At 64.4% G+C, this 13,466-nt stretch carries 13 protein-coding genes; 9 read left to right on the top strand and 4 right to left on the bottom strand.

What is annotated here, in order from left to right:
• Positions 1-44: 44 nt before the first annotated feature.
• The 3 genes from UW3_RS0125390 to UW3_RS0125380 form a co-directional block, all read right to left on the bottom strand.
• The gene (locus UW3_RS0125390) at positions 45-380 is read right to left on the bottom strand and encodes a DUF2790 domain-containing protein (protein ID WP_010226813.1); all 336 of its coding nucleotides are present in this window, start codon (positions 378-380) and stop codon (positions 45-47) included.
• Between the two features lie 75 nt (positions 381-455).
• Positions 456-1,205: an anti-sigma factor family protein gene (locus UW3_RS0125385; protein WP_010226811.1), complete on the bottom strand. Its 750-nt coding sequence runs from the start codon at positions 1,203-1,205 to the stop codon at positions 456-458.
• A complete protein-coding gene (locus tag UW3_RS0125380; RefSeq protein ID WP_010226809.1) occupies positions 1,202-1,711 on the bottom strand; it encodes a sigma-70 family RNA polymerase sigma factor in 510 nt (169 codons plus the stop codon). Before UW3_RS0125380 ends, UW3_RS0125385 begins: the two co-directional genes overlap by 4 nt.
• Before the next feature lie 125 nt (positions 1,712-1,836).
• On the opposite strand from UW3_RS0125380, the gene UW3_RS0125375 reads away from it, so the two are divergent.
• From UW3_RS0125375 to UW3_RS0125340, 8 genes are all read left to right on the top strand, one after another.
• Positions 1,837-2,889, top strand: a complete 1,053-nt coding sequence (locus UW3_RS0125375; protein ID WP_026001541.1) for a catalase family peroxidase — start codon at positions 1,837-1,839, stop codon at positions 2,887-2,889.
• The gene (locus UW3_RS0125370; RefSeq protein ID WP_010226807.1) at positions 2,886-3,416 is read left to right on the top strand and encodes a cytochrome b; all 531 of its coding nucleotides are present in this window, start codon (positions 2,886-2,888) and stop codon (positions 3,414-3,416) included. The genes UW3_RS0125375 and UW3_RS0125370 overlap by 4 nt, the downstream gene beginning before the upstream one ends.
• 133 nt (positions 3,417-3,549) lie before the next feature.
• Positions 3,550-4,803 carry an OprD family porin gene (locus UW3_RS0125365; RefSeq protein ID WP_010226806.1) on the top strand — a complete coding sequence of 418 codons (1,254 nt, stop codon included), beginning with the start codon at positions 3,550-3,552 and terminating at the stop codon, positions 4,801-4,803.
• Between the two features lie 88 nt (positions 4,804-4,891).
• Complete coding sequence (locus tag UW3_RS0125360; RefSeq protein WP_010226805.1) at positions 4,892-5,422, top strand: sigma-70 family RNA polymerase sigma factor; 531 nt, start codon at positions 4,892-4,894, stop codon at positions 5,420-5,422.
• The gene (locus UW3_RS0125355; protein ID WP_010226804.1) at positions 5,419-6,372 is read left to right on the top strand and encodes a FecR domain-containing protein; all 954 of its coding nucleotides are present in this window, start codon (positions 5,419-5,421) and stop codon (positions 6,370-6,372) included. Before UW3_RS0125360 ends, UW3_RS0125355 begins: the two co-directional genes overlap by 4 nt.
• An 85-nt stretch (positions 6,373-6,457) precedes the next feature.
• The gene (locus UW3_RS0125350; RefSeq protein ID WP_010226803.1) at positions 6,458-8,959 is read left to right on the top strand and encodes a TonB-dependent siderophore receptor; all 2,502 of its coding nucleotides are present in this window, start codon (positions 6,458-6,460) and stop codon (positions 8,957-8,959) included.
• Between the two features lie 94 nt (positions 8,960-9,053).
• Positions 9,054-10,262 carry an MFS transporter gene (locus UW3_RS0125345; RefSeq protein ID WP_010226802.1) on the top strand — a complete coding sequence of 403 codons (1,209 nt, stop codon included), beginning with the start codon at positions 9,054-9,056 and terminating at the stop codon, positions 10,260-10,262.
• A 72-nt stretch (positions 10,263-10,334) separates the two neighbouring features.
• On the top strand, positions 10,335-10,880 hold the full coding sequence (locus UW3_RS0125340) for a cupin domain-containing protein (RefSeq protein WP_010226800.1): 546 nt from the start codon (positions 10,335-10,337) through the stop codon (positions 10,878-10,880).
• A 122-nt stretch (positions 10,881-11,002) separates the two neighbouring features.
• Here the strand turns inward: UW3_RS0125340 and UW3_RS0125335 are convergent, their stop codons facing one another.
• Complete coding sequence (locus UW3_RS0125335) at positions 11,003-12,493, bottom strand: DASS family sodium-coupled anion symporter (RefSeq protein ID WP_026001537.1); 1,491 nt, start codon at positions 12,491-12,493, stop codon at positions 11,003-11,005.
• A 362-nt stretch (positions 12,494-12,855) separates the two neighbouring features.
• Between UW3_RS0125335 and UW3_RS0125330 the strand changes: the two genes are divergently transcribed.
• Entirely contained in the window at positions 12,856-13,188 is a 333-nt protein-coding gene (locus UW3_RS0125330; RefSeq protein WP_010226796.1) for a hypothetical protein, read from the top strand.
• Positions 13,189-13,466: the final 278 nt, after the last annotated feature.

The raw sequence follows: 13,466 nt of genomic DNA, 5'->3' as shown, positions 1-13,466 counted from the left end.
CCTGGCGTGGCGCAGCGACGATCCCTCGCCGCTGCCGGGGCGCGTTATCGCGTTGACTGAAAGCGCGGACACTGGCCTTCGAGCCGATACCGCAGGGTAACCAGCTGGCCGCTGGAGTCTTCAAAGGTCATCAGCATTGGCGCCGCTTCGCAGCCGCGGGCCATGGGTGTTTGCTCGATCAGACGGGCGACATCCACAGATTTGCCGTAGGCAAAATCCTGGATCGCGGGGACGGTCTTGCCGGTTCTTGCTGCATAGGCCTGCACTGCCTGCTCATGGGCAACCAGACGCGCATCCTTTACCTCTGGTGCCGAAGCCAGCGCGCTTTGGCCGGCCAGCAGAACCACTGCGGCCATCACCAAACCTTGCGTGCGCTTCATTGGCGGATACCTCGAATAAAGTTAAATGACGACAGTAACAACGGCTTTGAGCTTACGCCCCTAATGGCATTTCAGCTACAAAGTGATACCAAGCGCCTGACGCAATTGCTCGCCTCGGCGGTCGGATGCGGCGCTGACCAGGGCGTAGTTGTAGTCCCCTCGCGACCAGTAGCGGGCCTGCAGCTGGCCGTCGGTTCGCTCACCACTGGGCATGCGCGCATAGTGCTCACCCGGCGAGCGCAGGAACAGGCTGACCCGCTGGCCCCGGGCGTCTTCAAACAACAACAGCGCCGCCGGCCCCTGCTCGTTGCTCAGCAGCCGCGCACCTAGCGGGGTAAAACCGTAGGCCGAGAGGTCCGGTAAAGTGCCGACATGGGCAAAGTGCTGGCCCAGCCAGGCCTGCAGGCGCGCCGGGTCCTGGGCGCTGAGGTCGAGGGCCTTGGCATCGGCGAACAGCCGATGGGCCTGCACGGCATCGGCCATCGGCGGGTTGCTGGCCAGCAGGCTCGCCTCGCGCACCTGCCAGCCGCCCAGGCCGCCGATGCCCAGGGTCAGCAGCAGTACCGCAGCACTGGCCCAGCGCCGTTGCCGCCGGCGGCGCAACTCACGGCGCACGTTGGCCGGGTCCAGGCGCGGGTTGGGTGCTTGCGCGGCAAAGCCGGACAGCGCCGCGCGCAGCTGGCGGGCATCGTTGCGCCAGGCTTCGACCCGCGCCGCCTGCTCGGGGTTGGCCGCCAGGTACAGCTCCACCGCCCGCCGCCGCTCGCTGTCCAGGCGCTCGTCGACATAGGCGTGCAGTTCGTGTTCGGACGGGATCAAGCTCATTTCAACCTCCGCAGCGCCGGGGGCGGTGTGGCGCCCTCGGCCAGTTCGCGCATGGCCGCGCGGGCGCGCGACAAGCGTGACATTACCGTGCCAATCGGCACATCCAGGGCCAGGGCAGCCTCCTTGTAGCTCAGGCCTTCAACGCTGACCAGCAACAGCAAGGCACGCTGCTCGGTGGGCAGTTGCGCGAACGCTGCCAGGCCCAACTGGGCAACGACGATATCTTCGGTGTTGCTGCCCGCCTCCTCGCTGCAGCCGAACCAGGCCAGCCAACGTGCCTGGCGGCGTTCGCGGCGTTTGCCGTCGATAAACTGCCGGTACAGGATCGAGAACAGCCAGGCGCGCAGGCTGGCGTCTTCGCGTTGTTGACCACGGCGGCTCAAGGCGCGCTCGACCGTGGCCTGGACCAGGTCGTCGGCGCTGCTGGCCTCGCGGGTCAGCCACAGGGCGAAGCGACGCAGGCGCTCAAGCATCTGGCGTAATTGCTCGTCGTCTAGTTCGTTCATTGCCGCAGTCTTGGCCTGTAGGCGATCAGTGTACGAAGCAGACGCTGGCGGTGAAGAATTATTCCCTGATGCTGGAATAAAATTCTGCGCCACGCGTCGTACCGGCTCATTCACTGACCCGGATCATCGCCATGAGCACTCCGTTACACGGTCGCCCGCGCGCCTTGCGCCTGGCTGCCATCGGCTTCGGGCTGACGGCCCTGGCCGCAGGTTTTGCCTATGCCGCCGGCTGGATCGGCGCCGAGCGCCTGACCCCGAAGCGCATTATCGACACCTTCGAAGCCCAGGCCGGGCACTACCCCGGTTACCGTAAGAATCACGCCAAGGGCCTGTGCGTCAGTGGCTACTTTCAGAGCAGCGGCGCTGCGGCGAAGCTGTCCACTGCGAGGGTGTTCAGCCAGGCCAGGGTGCCGGTAATCGGCCGCTTCGCCATCGGCGGCGCCAACCCCCACAGCCCTGATGCCAGCGTGCCGACCCGCAGCCTGGCGCTACAACTGCGCAGCGACGATGGCCAGCAGTGGCGCACCGGCATGAACACGCCGCCGGTGCTGGCGGTGGGCACGCCCGAGGCCTTCTACCAGCAAGTGCTGGCCATGACCCCCGACCCGGCCTCCGGCAAACCGGACCCGGCGCGCCTGCAGGCATTTTTTGCCGCCCACCCGGAGAGCGCCGCCTTTCGCCAATGGGCCAAGGACTACAAAGCCTCGGACAGTTTCGCCAGCTCCAGCTACAACAGCATCAACGCTTTTGCCCTGATCGATGCCGCTGGCAAGGCCCGCTACGTGCGCTGGAGCCTGTTGCCGCAAACCCCGTTCGCCGCCCTGCCGGCTCAGGTCGACGACAACGACTACCTGCAACACGACCTACGCCAGCGCCTGAACCAGGGCCCGCTGCGCTGGACCCTGCAATTGACGCTGGCCGCAGCCGGCGATGCCGTCGATGACCCGAGCCAGCCCTGGCCTGCGCAGCGGCCCACGGTAAACGCCGGCACCCTGGTGATCGACCAGGTCGATGCCGCGGAACAAGGCGCCTGTCGCGACCTGAACTTCGACCCGCTGATTCTGCCGAGCGGCATCCAGCCTTCGGCCGACCCGATCCTCGCGGCGCGCTCGGCGGCCTACTCGGAATCCTTCAACCGCCGCAGCCGTGAAGCCGCGCAGCTGGGAGCTCGCCGATGAAACCTGTTGCCTTCCACCCCCTGGCCCGCGTCCTGCACTGGCTGATGGCGCTGCTGATCCTGGCCATGCTGTTTGTTGGCGTGAGCATGGTCAGCGACCTGTCGCCGCGCCATACCTGGCTGATCAGCCTGCACAAGGCCATTGGCCTGGCCCTGTTGCTGCTGGTGATCGTGCGCATTGGCGTACGCCTGAGCCTGCCGCACCCGCCGCTACCCGACGACTTGCCGCCACTGCAGCGCTGGGCGGCGAAAGCTTCGCACCTGTTGTTGTACGGGCTGATGCTCGCGATGCCGCTGCTGGGCTGGGGCATGCAGTCTGCCGGCGGCTATCCGCTGCCGCTGCAACTGCCGGCGCTGGTGCCCCACGACCTGCAACTGTATGCCCTGCTGCGCCAGGCCCACGGCTGGCTGGCCTATGTGCTGTTTGCCAGCGTGCTGGTGCACCTGGGTGCGGCGCTGGTGCACGGGCTGGTACGCCGTGACGCCGTGCTGCGCAGCATGTGGCCGGGGCCACTGCCAAAGGATTAATATCTTAATTAATTTCCGTTCCAGGCCGTTTATACCAGCAATAGGTCTATTCAAAAATAAAGATAATATGTTAACAATATAGGCAGAGACACCTGGCACCCGCCACACACAACAACAAGAAAGGTAGCCCCCAATGCTTCTGCCCCGTTCGCTGACGGTGAGTGCCGGCCTGTGCGCCGCATTCACCCCCTACATCGCCCAGGCCGAGTTCATCAAGGACAGCAAGGCCAGCCTTGAGGCGCGCAACTTCTACTTCAGCCGTGACTTTCGCCAAAGCGGCGCGCCGCAGAGCCAGGCGCGGGAATGGGCTCAGGGCTTCATCCTGAAAATGGAGTCGGGCTTTACCGAAGGCACCGTAGGCTTTGGCCTCGATGCCCTGGGCGAGCTGGGGGTCAAGCTCGACGCCAGCCGCGACCGGCGCGGTACCGGCCTGCTGCCCTTCGGCGCCAGCCAGGAGCCGGTGGACGACTACAGCGAACTGGGCCTGACCGCCAAGCTGCGGGTCAGCAAAACCACCCTCAAGCTCGGCACCCTGCAACCGATGCTGCCGGTGGCGGCGATCAACGACGTGCGCCTGCTGCCTTCGACCTACAGCGGCGGCCTGCTGACCTCCCAGGACATCGACGGCCTGACCCTGAACCTCGGCCGCCTGGAAAAACAAAACCTGCGCGACTCCTCGAGCAACGACGAGATGAGCTACGCCGGGGTCGAGAGCAATCACCTGGACCTGGCCGGCGGCACCTACGCGATCAACCCGCGCCTGGCCGTCAGCTATTACTACGCGCAGATGCAGGATATCTACCGCCAGCACTACGCCGGGCTGGTCCACGACCTGCCCCTGGCAGAAGGCATCAACCTGCGCAGCGACCTGCGTTACTTCGACACCCGCGAACAGGGCAGCCACAACCTGCGCGCGGCCTCGCGGGTCGACGGCGGCAAGATCGACAACCGCTTCTTCAACGGCATGCTGACCCTGGGCGTGGGCGCACACAAGTTCGGCCTCGGTTACCAGAACCTCTCAGGCGATGGCGATTTTGCCTACCCGGGCCTGGACCCCTACTCGGTCAACCTGGTCACCGTGAACGTCTTTACCAAGGCTGAAACCGATGCCTGGCAGGCGCGTTACGACTACAACTTCGCCGCCCTCGGCCTGCCGGGCTTGAGCTTCATGACCCGCTACGTGAATGGCAGCCATATCGAAACCGCCAGTGTCAGCGGCGGTAAGGAATGGGAACGCGATACCGACATTGCCTACGTGGTGCAAAGCGGGCCGCTGAAAAATGTCAGCGTGCGGCTGCGCAACGCCACCTTCCGTTCCAGTGGCGGCCTGACCACGGACATCGACGAGAACCGGCTGATTGTCGGCTACACCCTGGCGCTCTGGTAAGCAAAGGTGGCGGCCGTGTGAAAACAACGCTTTATTAGTTTTTTGGGAATGCTTATCATCTGCATTATTTTTCCGGGATGCAGCCAGGATGAGCGCACCGCCGTCACCGCCCAATGCCGAACTCGGCCAGCTCTATCAGCACCATCACCTGTGGTTGCAACACTGGCTGCGCCGGCGCCTGAGCTGTCCGCAACGGGCAGCAGACCTGATGCAGGACACCTTCGTACGCATCCTCGCCTCCTCCGAGGCGCTGGAGCTGGTGCGCCTGCTGCGTGAGCCGCGCAACTACCTGGCGACGGTGGCGCGGCGGGTGATGATCGATCATTTCCGTCGTCAGCAACTGGAGCGCGCTTACCTGGAAGCCTTGGCAGCGCAACCGCAAGCCGAACAGATCTCCAGCGAAGAGCAGGTGCTGATTCTGGAGACCCTGCGTGAAATCGACCAACTGTTGGCGGGCTGCGGCGCCAAGGCACGCAAGGCGTTTCTGATGGCCAACTGGCTGGGCATGACCTACGTGGAAATTGCCGAGGCCCTGGGTGTGTCACTGACCACGGTGAAAAAGTACCTGATCAAGACCACCGAGCGCTGCCTGCTGCTCGCTTACGATGCTCAGCCATGACTGACCGCGAGCGCCAGCGCCAAGCCCTGAAGTCCGCCGCCCGCTGGCATGTGCAACTGACCGCCGGCGATGCCCCGGCCGAACTGCACCAGGCCTGGCAGGTATGGCTGGCCAGCGCTGCCGAGCATCGCTGGGCCTGGGCGCGGGTCGAGCAGTTGCAGGGGCGCCTGGCCAGTGTGCCAGGCGGCCTCGCCTTCGATACCTTGCAGCGTAGCGAAGCCGAAGGCCTGCCCCGGCGCAGCGTGCTCAAGGGCCTGCTGCTGGCCAGCGGCCTTGGTCTTGGCGGCTGGGCCAGCTATCGCAGCCAGCCGGCGCAGCACTGGCTGGCGGATGTGCACAGTGCCACCGGTGAAATTCGTCACCTGACCCTCGCCGACGGCAGCCAGTTGGTGCTCGATACCGCCAGCGCCGTGGACATCCGCTTCGATGCTCAGCAACGACTGATTCGCCTGCGTCACGGGCGGGTTTTTCTGACTAGCGGCAAGGACAGCCGGCAACGCCCCTTGCGCGTGGAAACCGCCCAAGGCCTGGTCGAAGCCCTGGGCACGCGCTTCAGCGTCGTTCAGCGCGAAGCCGCCAGCCAGGTCGAGGTGTTCGAGCAGGCGGTGCGCATCAACCCGCATCAGGCGCCGGCTCGTCGCCTGGACGCTGGCCAGCGTTGCCAGTTCGACAGCCATGCGGTCCACGCCACGCAGGCCGTCGCCAGCAGCGAAGCGGCCTGGACCAGCGGGCACCTGATCGTCGAGGACTGGCGCCTGGGCGATGTACTCGAAGAACTCGGCCGCTACCGCCCTGGGCTGTTGTCCTACGCCAGTGAGCTTAACGGGCTACGCGTCTCAGGGACCTTCTCCCTCACCAACAGCGATGCGGCGCTGTCGGCCCTGGCCACGTCGTTCAAGCTTCAGGTACGCCGGTACAACCGCTTCTGGGTCAGCGTTGGCCTGAGTTGAAATTCTTTCAGCAAGGGGTGCCTGTTTTTTTTCGTTCGTCCGCCTCTGTAGGAAATAATCTCATTTGCGAACGAAGAGGATTTCCATGCAACCCCGCTTCCCCCGTGCCCTCCTCCCCCAGCTGATTGGCCGACACCTGCTTGCCGCCGCTCTGGTCATGCCCCTATTGCCCCTCGACGTTGCCCAGGCAGCAGAGACCGACAGCGCCAGTAACGGCCAGGTATTTGCCATTGACGCGGGTTCCTTGAGCCAGGTGTTGGGCAGCTTTGCGGCGGCGGCCGGGGTCAACCTGTCGTACGACGCGCAACTGACCAGCAGCCAGCAGAGCCCGGGCCTGCAGGGGCGTTACGGGGTACTCGAAGGCCTGAGCCGGATCCTCGCTGGCAGTGGCCTGCAGGCTTACCGCCAGGCCGACGGCAGCTACTCGATCCGCCCGCTGCCGGCCAGTGATGGCGCGCTGGAACTGGGCGCCACCACCATTGGCGCCAGCACCCTGAACACCCACATGGAAACCACCGACAGCCTCACCGTGCGTCAGGTCAGCTTTGCCAAGGGCGAGCATTCACTGCGCGAAACGCCGCAGTCGGTGACGGTGATCACCCGCAAAATGATGGATGACCAAAACCTCACCACCCTCGAACAGGTGATGGAGAAGACGCCAGGGATCACCGTGCATGACTCGCCCATGGGCGGCAAATACTTCTACTCGCGCGGTTTCATGCTCGCCGGCCAGTACCAGTACGATGGCGTGCCGCTGGACCTGGGTGGCAACTACGTACAGGCCAACAGCTTTGCCAGCGACATGGCCTATTACGATCGTGTCGAAGTGCTGCGCGGCGCCGCCGGCATGCTCAAGGGCTCTGGCAGCTCTGCCGGCGGGGTCAACTTCATCCGCAAGCGCGGCCAGGAAAAGGCCGCCACCAGCGTCAGCCTTTCGGCCGGCTCCTGGGACAACTACCGTGCCCAGCTCGATACCGGTGGCCCGCTGAACGAATCCGGCAGCCTGCGTGGCCGGCTGGTGGTTGCCGGGCAGGACCGCCAGTATTTCTACGACATGGGCAAGCGCGACGACCAGGTGGTCTACGGCGCCCTGGACTACGACTTCAACGACGCCACCACCCTCGGCATCGGCGCCGCCTACGAGAAGCTCAACGCCACCCCTTGCTGGCAGGGCCTGCCGCGCTACAGCAATGGTGCGGACCTGAAGCTGTCGCGCTCCACCTGCCTGGGCGCGACCTGGAACAGTTGGGAAAGCCAGCGGGTCAACCTGTTCGCCGACCTCACCCATCACTTCAACGACCAGTGGCGGTTGAAGGTCGCCGCCATGCACAGCCACAACACCCAGGACATGCAGTACGCGATGACTCTGGGCAGCGTACCGGTCGGTAGCAGCTCGGCCAACAACCAGCTGTACTCCGGCGTGTTCGACTACGACCAGCACGACTACGGCATGGACGCCTACCTGGACGGCAAGTTCAACGCCTGGGGCCTGGAGCATGAACTGATCATCGGCGCCAACGCCAGCCGGGCCAAGGGCAGCGACAGCTACGCGCTGATCAACATGACCCAGTTGCTCGGCGTGACCATGGACCCCTTCGCCCCCAACCGCGACATTCCCAAGCCGCCGGACAGCCTGTACCAGACCGCCTCCTACCGCGGCGGCCCGCTGCCGGTGGAAAGCGACACGCGGCAGATGGGCACCTATGCCACCTTGCGCCTGAAACTGGCCGAGCCCCTGACCCTGGTGCTTGGCAGCCGGGTCAGCTGGTACCGCAGCCAGCGCGATTCCTACACCCAGGCCTGGGACTACTGGCAGCATGACCGCAGCCAGGAAAACGGCCAGGTCACGCCGTTTGCCGCGCTGATCTACGACCTGGACGACACCTGGTCGGTGTACGGCAGCTACGCTGATATCTTCCAGCCGCAAGGCACTTACACCGACGCCCAGGGCAGCCCGCTGCAACCCAAGACCGGCGCCAACTATGAGCTGGGGATCAAGGGCGAATGGCTCGATGGCGGCCTGAACGCGGCGTTCAACCTGTTCCGCACCATCGAGGCGCACCGCGCCGAAGCCGATTACGATTCGGTGTGCGCCGGTTCCTCCGACGGTTACTGCTACAGCGACAAGGGCAAGGTCCGCGCCCAGGGCTTTGAAGCCGAACTCAGCGGCGAGCTGGCCGAGCGCCTGCAGGTACTGGCCGGTTACACCTACACCGAGCTTGAGTACCTCAAGACCAACAGCACCAGCCAAGACGCGACCTTCACCGCCAGCTACGTGCCGCGCCATCTGCTGCGGGTCTGGGCCGACTACCAACTGGACGGGCCGCTGCAACGCTGGAGCCTGGGCGGCGGGGTCAACGCGCAAAGCGACAACCACTACCAGGACCGCGCGGCGAAAACCGTACAGCCCGGCTACGCGATCTGGAACGCGCGCCTGGGCTACCAGCTGGACGACAACTGGAGCATTGCCGTCAACGGCAACAACCTGTTCGACAAGCACTACTACTCCAGCGTCGGCGCCCTGGCCTGGGGTAACTTCTATGGTGAGCCGCGCAATTTCATGGTGACCCTCAAAGGCGATTTCTGACGCCGGTGATTTGCGGTCGACGCCAGCCGATGATAATCGTTATCATCTTGTGCCGGTCGTCGACCGCCTTGCCCTCACCTGCCCTGGATAGCCCATGACCACTGCAACGGACCCTGCCGTGCTCGCTTCAGCCGAGCGCTCCTCTTTCGACCTGCGCCCGCTACTGGCGGCCAACATGGCCTGCACCATGGCGTTGATGGCCTTCGTTTCCTTGATCGGCCCGATTGCCCGCACCCTGGGCCTGGCCACTTGGCAGGCAGGTACCGCAGTCACGGTTGCCGGAGTGATCTGGATGCTTCTGGCCCGCCCCTGGGGCCGCGCCAGTGATCGCCTGGGGCGGCGCAAGGTGTTGCTGCTCGGCACCGCAGGCTTCACCGCCGCCTACTGGGCGTTGTGTTTGTTCATCGACACTGCTTTGCACCTGCTGCCCAGCGCCGCATTGGCCTTTGCCGGGCTGGTGCTTGGCCGCGGCTTGATCGGCGCCTTCTACGCCGCTCTGCCGGTTGCTGGCGCAGCGCTGATTGCCGATAACATCGAACCTCAGCACCGCGCTCGGGCAATGGCTTCGCTGGGTGCGGCCAACGCCTTCGGCCTGGTGATCGGCCCGGCGCTGGCAGCGGTCCTGGCCCGCTACAGCCTGGGCCTGCCGTTCTATGTGATGGCGGTGCTACCGATGCTGGCGTTCCTGGTGCTGCTGCTCAAGCTCAAGCGTCAGGAGTTGCACATCAAGCAACCGCCACGCCGGGTACGCCTGGCCGACCCGCGCCTGCGCCGGCCCTTGCTGGTGGCCTTCGTGGCAATGCTCAGCGTGTCGGTGGCGCAGATCACCGTCGGTTTCTTCGCCCTAGACCGCCTGGGCATGGCCCCGGCCGATGCCGCGCAAACCGCCGGGGTTGCCCTGACCATGGTCGGCGTGGCGCTGATCCTCTCGCAGATCCTGGTGCGCAAGCTTGAGTGGCCACCACTGCGGATGATCCGCGTCGGCGCCAGCATCGCCGCCGTGGGTTTTGCCGCCAGCGCCCTGGCCAGCAGTGCCGTGGGTCTGTGGGCGTGTTTCTTTGTTTCGGCCTGTGGCATGGGTTGGGTGTTCCCGGCGTTTTCGGCGCTGGCGGCCAATGCCATGGACGCCAGCGAGCAAGGCGCCACGGCCGGCTCCATCGGCGCGGTGCAGGGGCTGGGCGTGGTCATCGGGCCGCTGGCCGGGACCCTGATCTATGCCGTTGATCCGCGCCTGCCATACCTGATTGTCGCTGCGTTACTGTTGTTGGTAGGCCTGTGGCCGCAGCCGAAAAAGCCCGCCTAACAGGTGGGCCGCTAAAGCCTGGCCGAATGTGCTTTAATGCCTCGCCCAAAATTTTTGACACATAAGGCGGCTATGGACACGGGGACACGACTCAAACTGGTGCGTGAACGCAACAAACTCTCCCAGCGGGAGCTGGCTCGACGCAGTGGCCTGACCAACTCGACGATCTCGCAGATCGAGCAGAATCGCGTCAGCCCGTCGGTCAGTTCCCTGAAAAAGCTGCTTGAAGGCATTCCGATGTCGTTGGCGGAGTTCTTCAGTTTCGACGAGCCGATCCGCGAGGAGCGCTTTGTGTTCCGCTCCACCGAGCAGCCAGACCTGGGCAACAGCGGCCTGCGCATGTTGCTGGTGGGTGCCAGTGTCGAGGGCCGGCAGATGCGCATGTTGCGCGAGCTGTACGCGCCAGGCGCCGATTCCGGTGAGCCGATCGTGCATGCCGAAGGCGAAGAATGCGGCCTGGTGACCCGAGGCACCATCGAGTTGCGGGTCGATGGCCAGGTCAGCATCCTCAACTCGGGCGACGGCTACTACTTCCCCACCACCCTGCCCCACAGCTTCAAGAACATCGGCCAGGACGAGGCCGAGATCATCAGCGCCAACACGCCGGCGAATTTCTAGATTCGGGGGCTGCTGCCAACCCATCGCCGGCAAGCCGGCTCCCACAGTAGATTTGTGTACACCGGAACTGTGGGAGCTGGCTTGCCAGCGATCGAGCGCGAAGCGGTCGCAATCTTGGCCCTTTACATCCAGCCCAACCACTGCCACCAGGTAGCGGCAAACACCAGCATCAGCCCATAGCCGATCAAGGTCACCAGGATCCCCACCCGGGCAAACTGCTTGGCGGTGAAAGTTTCGGTGCCCAGGCAGACCATGTTCTGCGGTGCGTTGATCGGCAGGATAAACCCGTAGCTGACCACAAAGCCCAGGGCCATGGTCATGCCCAGGCGGCTGAAGTCACCCGGCAGGGTCTGCAGCACGGCGATCAGGATCGGCAGCAGTGCCGAGGTCAGCGCGGTGGCGCTGGCAAAGCCCAGGTGGATCAGAATCAGGAAGGCCGCCAGAATCGAGAACACCCCCAGCGTCCCCAGTTGATCCAGCCCGGTATGGGCCACCACCTGCGCGCCCAGCCATTGCCCGGCCTGGGTGGTGAGCAAGGTAGTGCCCAGGCTGATGCCGACACCAAAGACAATCACCGTGCCCCAGGGAATGCGCGCCTGCACGTCTTTCCAGGTCATGACCCCGAGCCGTGGCAGCAGCAGGATCACCAACCCGGCATAGGTGGTCGAGGTGGTATCGAAGTGATGCAGCTTGCCCTCGGTGGCCCAGGCCAGCAGCAACAGCAGTGACACGCCAAGCAGGCGTTTCTGCGCAGCAGTCATCGGCCCGAGCTCGGCCAAGGTCTTGTTCACCGCCGCCTTGCCGCCGGGTATCGCTTCGCTCTCGGGCGGCAGCATTTTCAGTACCAGGACAATCAGCACCACCGACATGATCAGCGCCCACGGCGCACCGGCAATCAGCCAGTCGATCCACGACACCCGCGCCCCGAGCATCTTGTCCATGAAGCCGACGGTCAGCAGGTTCTGCGCCGCAGCGGTCTGGATACCGATGTTCCAGATGCTGGTGCCCTGGGCGACGATGATCATGATCCCGGCCGCGATGTTGGAGCGTTTATCCACGCCGAACGCGGCAATCACCCCCATCATGATCGGCACCACGCAGGCACTGCGCGCCGTGGCGCTGGGCACCACCAGGCTGAGCAGCACGGTAACCGCCACCGCTCCGATGAGGATGCGCCGGGTGCTGACGCCGATGCTCGAGAGCGTCACCAGGGCGATGCGCCGGTCAAGGCCGGTGTGGGTCATGGCCGCGGCGATGAACAAGGCCCCGACCACCAGGGCCAGGGCACTGTTGGAGAACCCGGTCAGGGCCAGGGTGATTGCCGCCGAGGAGCCGTAGATCACCGAAGGGTCGGCGACCGTCGGCGCAGTGCCGAGCAAAAACGCCATCAGCGAGGTGATCATGATCGCACTGGCTTCGTACGACACCGCTTCGCTGATCCACACCACCACGGCAAAGGCCAGGATTGCCAGCACCCGGTGGCCGGCCACCGGCAAGTCGGCGGGCATCGGCAGCAACAGCACCCCGGCAAGGGCCGCGATACCGACCAACAGGCCAATAGGCACGCGGGTTCCGGCGGTTGGAGAGACAGGCGCATTGGCCGCTGAATTCATGGGTGACTCCCTGCAAAACATGTCCAGGCATGATCCTGCAAGTCACCTCAACGCGGACTGATGCGTATCAATGCCCTGAATTCGAGGCATTGTCGGACAATATGTAGTGCATGAAAAAAATCACTACAAAACCTGTTGACGCCGTTCATCGCCCCTTGCATGATGAGGCCGTCTCCCCGATCGGGGGTACTGGCAAGGGTGTTCCAGGCAGCTCGACAGATCCATGAGCTGTGTGCGGATGGGTACTGCCCAAAAGGCAGCGTGTAGAAGCCCCCAGTTGTGACGCTGCTGTAGCAGCTTTCATTTAACGCTACATGTTATGCGCCAAGTGCGAACAAACAACGAATGGTCAAGGGGGCTTTATGATGAATCTGAACAATCAACCGACTGTTGAAGAACTGGCCCGGCTGTTCGCCGCGCGCAAGGACACCCTCGACAGCCATATCCTCTGGGTTTGCGAATCGGGTGAAGTTCGCCTGGACAGCCTGGATACCCTGAGCGACGAAGCGCAGTTCGAGCAATGCAACCCGAACATGCGGGCTCGCCTGAAGATGTACCGTCGCGGCCAGGGCTACGTTGGCAAGAAGGCCGCCGCCGACACCCAGTACGTCGGACGGGTTCTGCAGACCCTGCAAAGCGAGTGGGCTGCGCTGCAGAACAAACCGGGCGTCGCGGTAATCGACCGCCTCTGCTAAGGGTCGCTGGGGTGCGGCACAGCCCCAGCCACGCTTGAGCCCAATCCCTGCGGATTGGGCTTTTTTTATGGTTATTCATGGAGTCCCGGGGGCTATGGTCCTTGGCTTGGGATGTTGAGGCTGCGAGCTTATCCGTTCGCTGTGGCGCCGCTGCCTGCCCCTTCCGCCTTTACGGCGTCCTACTTTTCTCTTGGGAAAAGTAGGCAAAACCGCTCGCTCCTGCATACGGCCCTACGCTGCGCTTCGGGTCCCTTCGCTTCGGTGTCTTCCAGGGGCTC

The organism is Pseudomonas donghuensis, from assembly GCF_000259195.1.
GTDB lineage: Bacteria > Pseudomonadota > Gammaproteobacteria > Pseudomonadales > Pseudomonadaceae > Aquipseudomonas > Aquipseudomonas donghuensis.
This window is presented reverse-complemented; position numbering and strand designations above follow the sequence as displayed.

Excerpts from the sequence above, each read along its gene's own strand:
- UW3_RS0125330 (WP_010226796.1), top strand. The coding sequence starts at position 12,856 with ATGATGAATCTGAACAATCAACCGACTGTTGAAGAACTGGCCCGGCTG.
- UW3_RS0125390 (WP_010226813.1), bottom strand. The coding sequence starts at position 380 with ATGAAGCGCACGCAAGGTTTGGTGATGGCCGCAGTGGTTCTGCTGGCC.
- UW3_RS0125365 (WP_010226806.1), top strand. The coding sequence starts at position 3,550 with ATGCTTCTGCCCCGTTCGCTGACGGTGAGTGCCGGCCTGTGCGCCGCA.
- UW3_RS0125345 (WP_010226802.1), top strand. The coding sequence starts at position 9,054 with ATGACCACTGCAACGGACCCTGCCGTGCTCGCTTCAGCCGAGCGCTCC.
- UW3_RS0125350 (WP_010226803.1), top strand. The coding sequence starts at position 6,458 with ATGCAACCCCGCTTCCCCCGTGCCCTCCTCCCCCAGCTGATTGGCCGA.
- UW3_RS0125385 (WP_010226811.1), bottom strand. The coding sequence starts at position 1,205 with ATGAGCTTGATCCCGTCCGAACACGAACTGCACGCCTATGTCGACGAG.
- UW3_RS0125370 (WP_010226807.1), top strand. The coding sequence starts at position 2,886 with ATGAAACCTGTTGCCTTCCACCCCCTGGCCCGCGTCCTGCACTGGCTG.
- UW3_RS0125355 (WP_010226804.1), top strand. The coding sequence starts at position 5,419 with ATGACTGACCGCGAGCGCCAGCGCCAAGCCCTGAAGTCCGCCGCCCGC.
- UW3_RS0125340 (WP_010226800.1), top strand. The coding sequence starts at position 10,335 with ATGGACACGGGGACACGACTCAAACTGGTGCGTGAACGCAACAAACTC.
- UW3_RS0125380 (WP_010226809.1), bottom strand. The coding sequence starts at position 1,711 with ATGAACGAACTAGACGACGAGCAATTACGCCAGATGCTTGAGCGCCTG.
- UW3_RS0125335 (WP_026001537.1), bottom strand. The coding sequence starts at position 12,493 with ATGAATTCAGCGGCCAATGCGCCTGTCTCTCCAACCGCCGGAACCCGC.
- UW3_RS0125360 (WP_010226805.1), top strand. The coding sequence starts at position 4,892 with ATGAGCGCACCGCCGTCACCGCCCAATGCCGAACTCGGCCAGCTCTAT.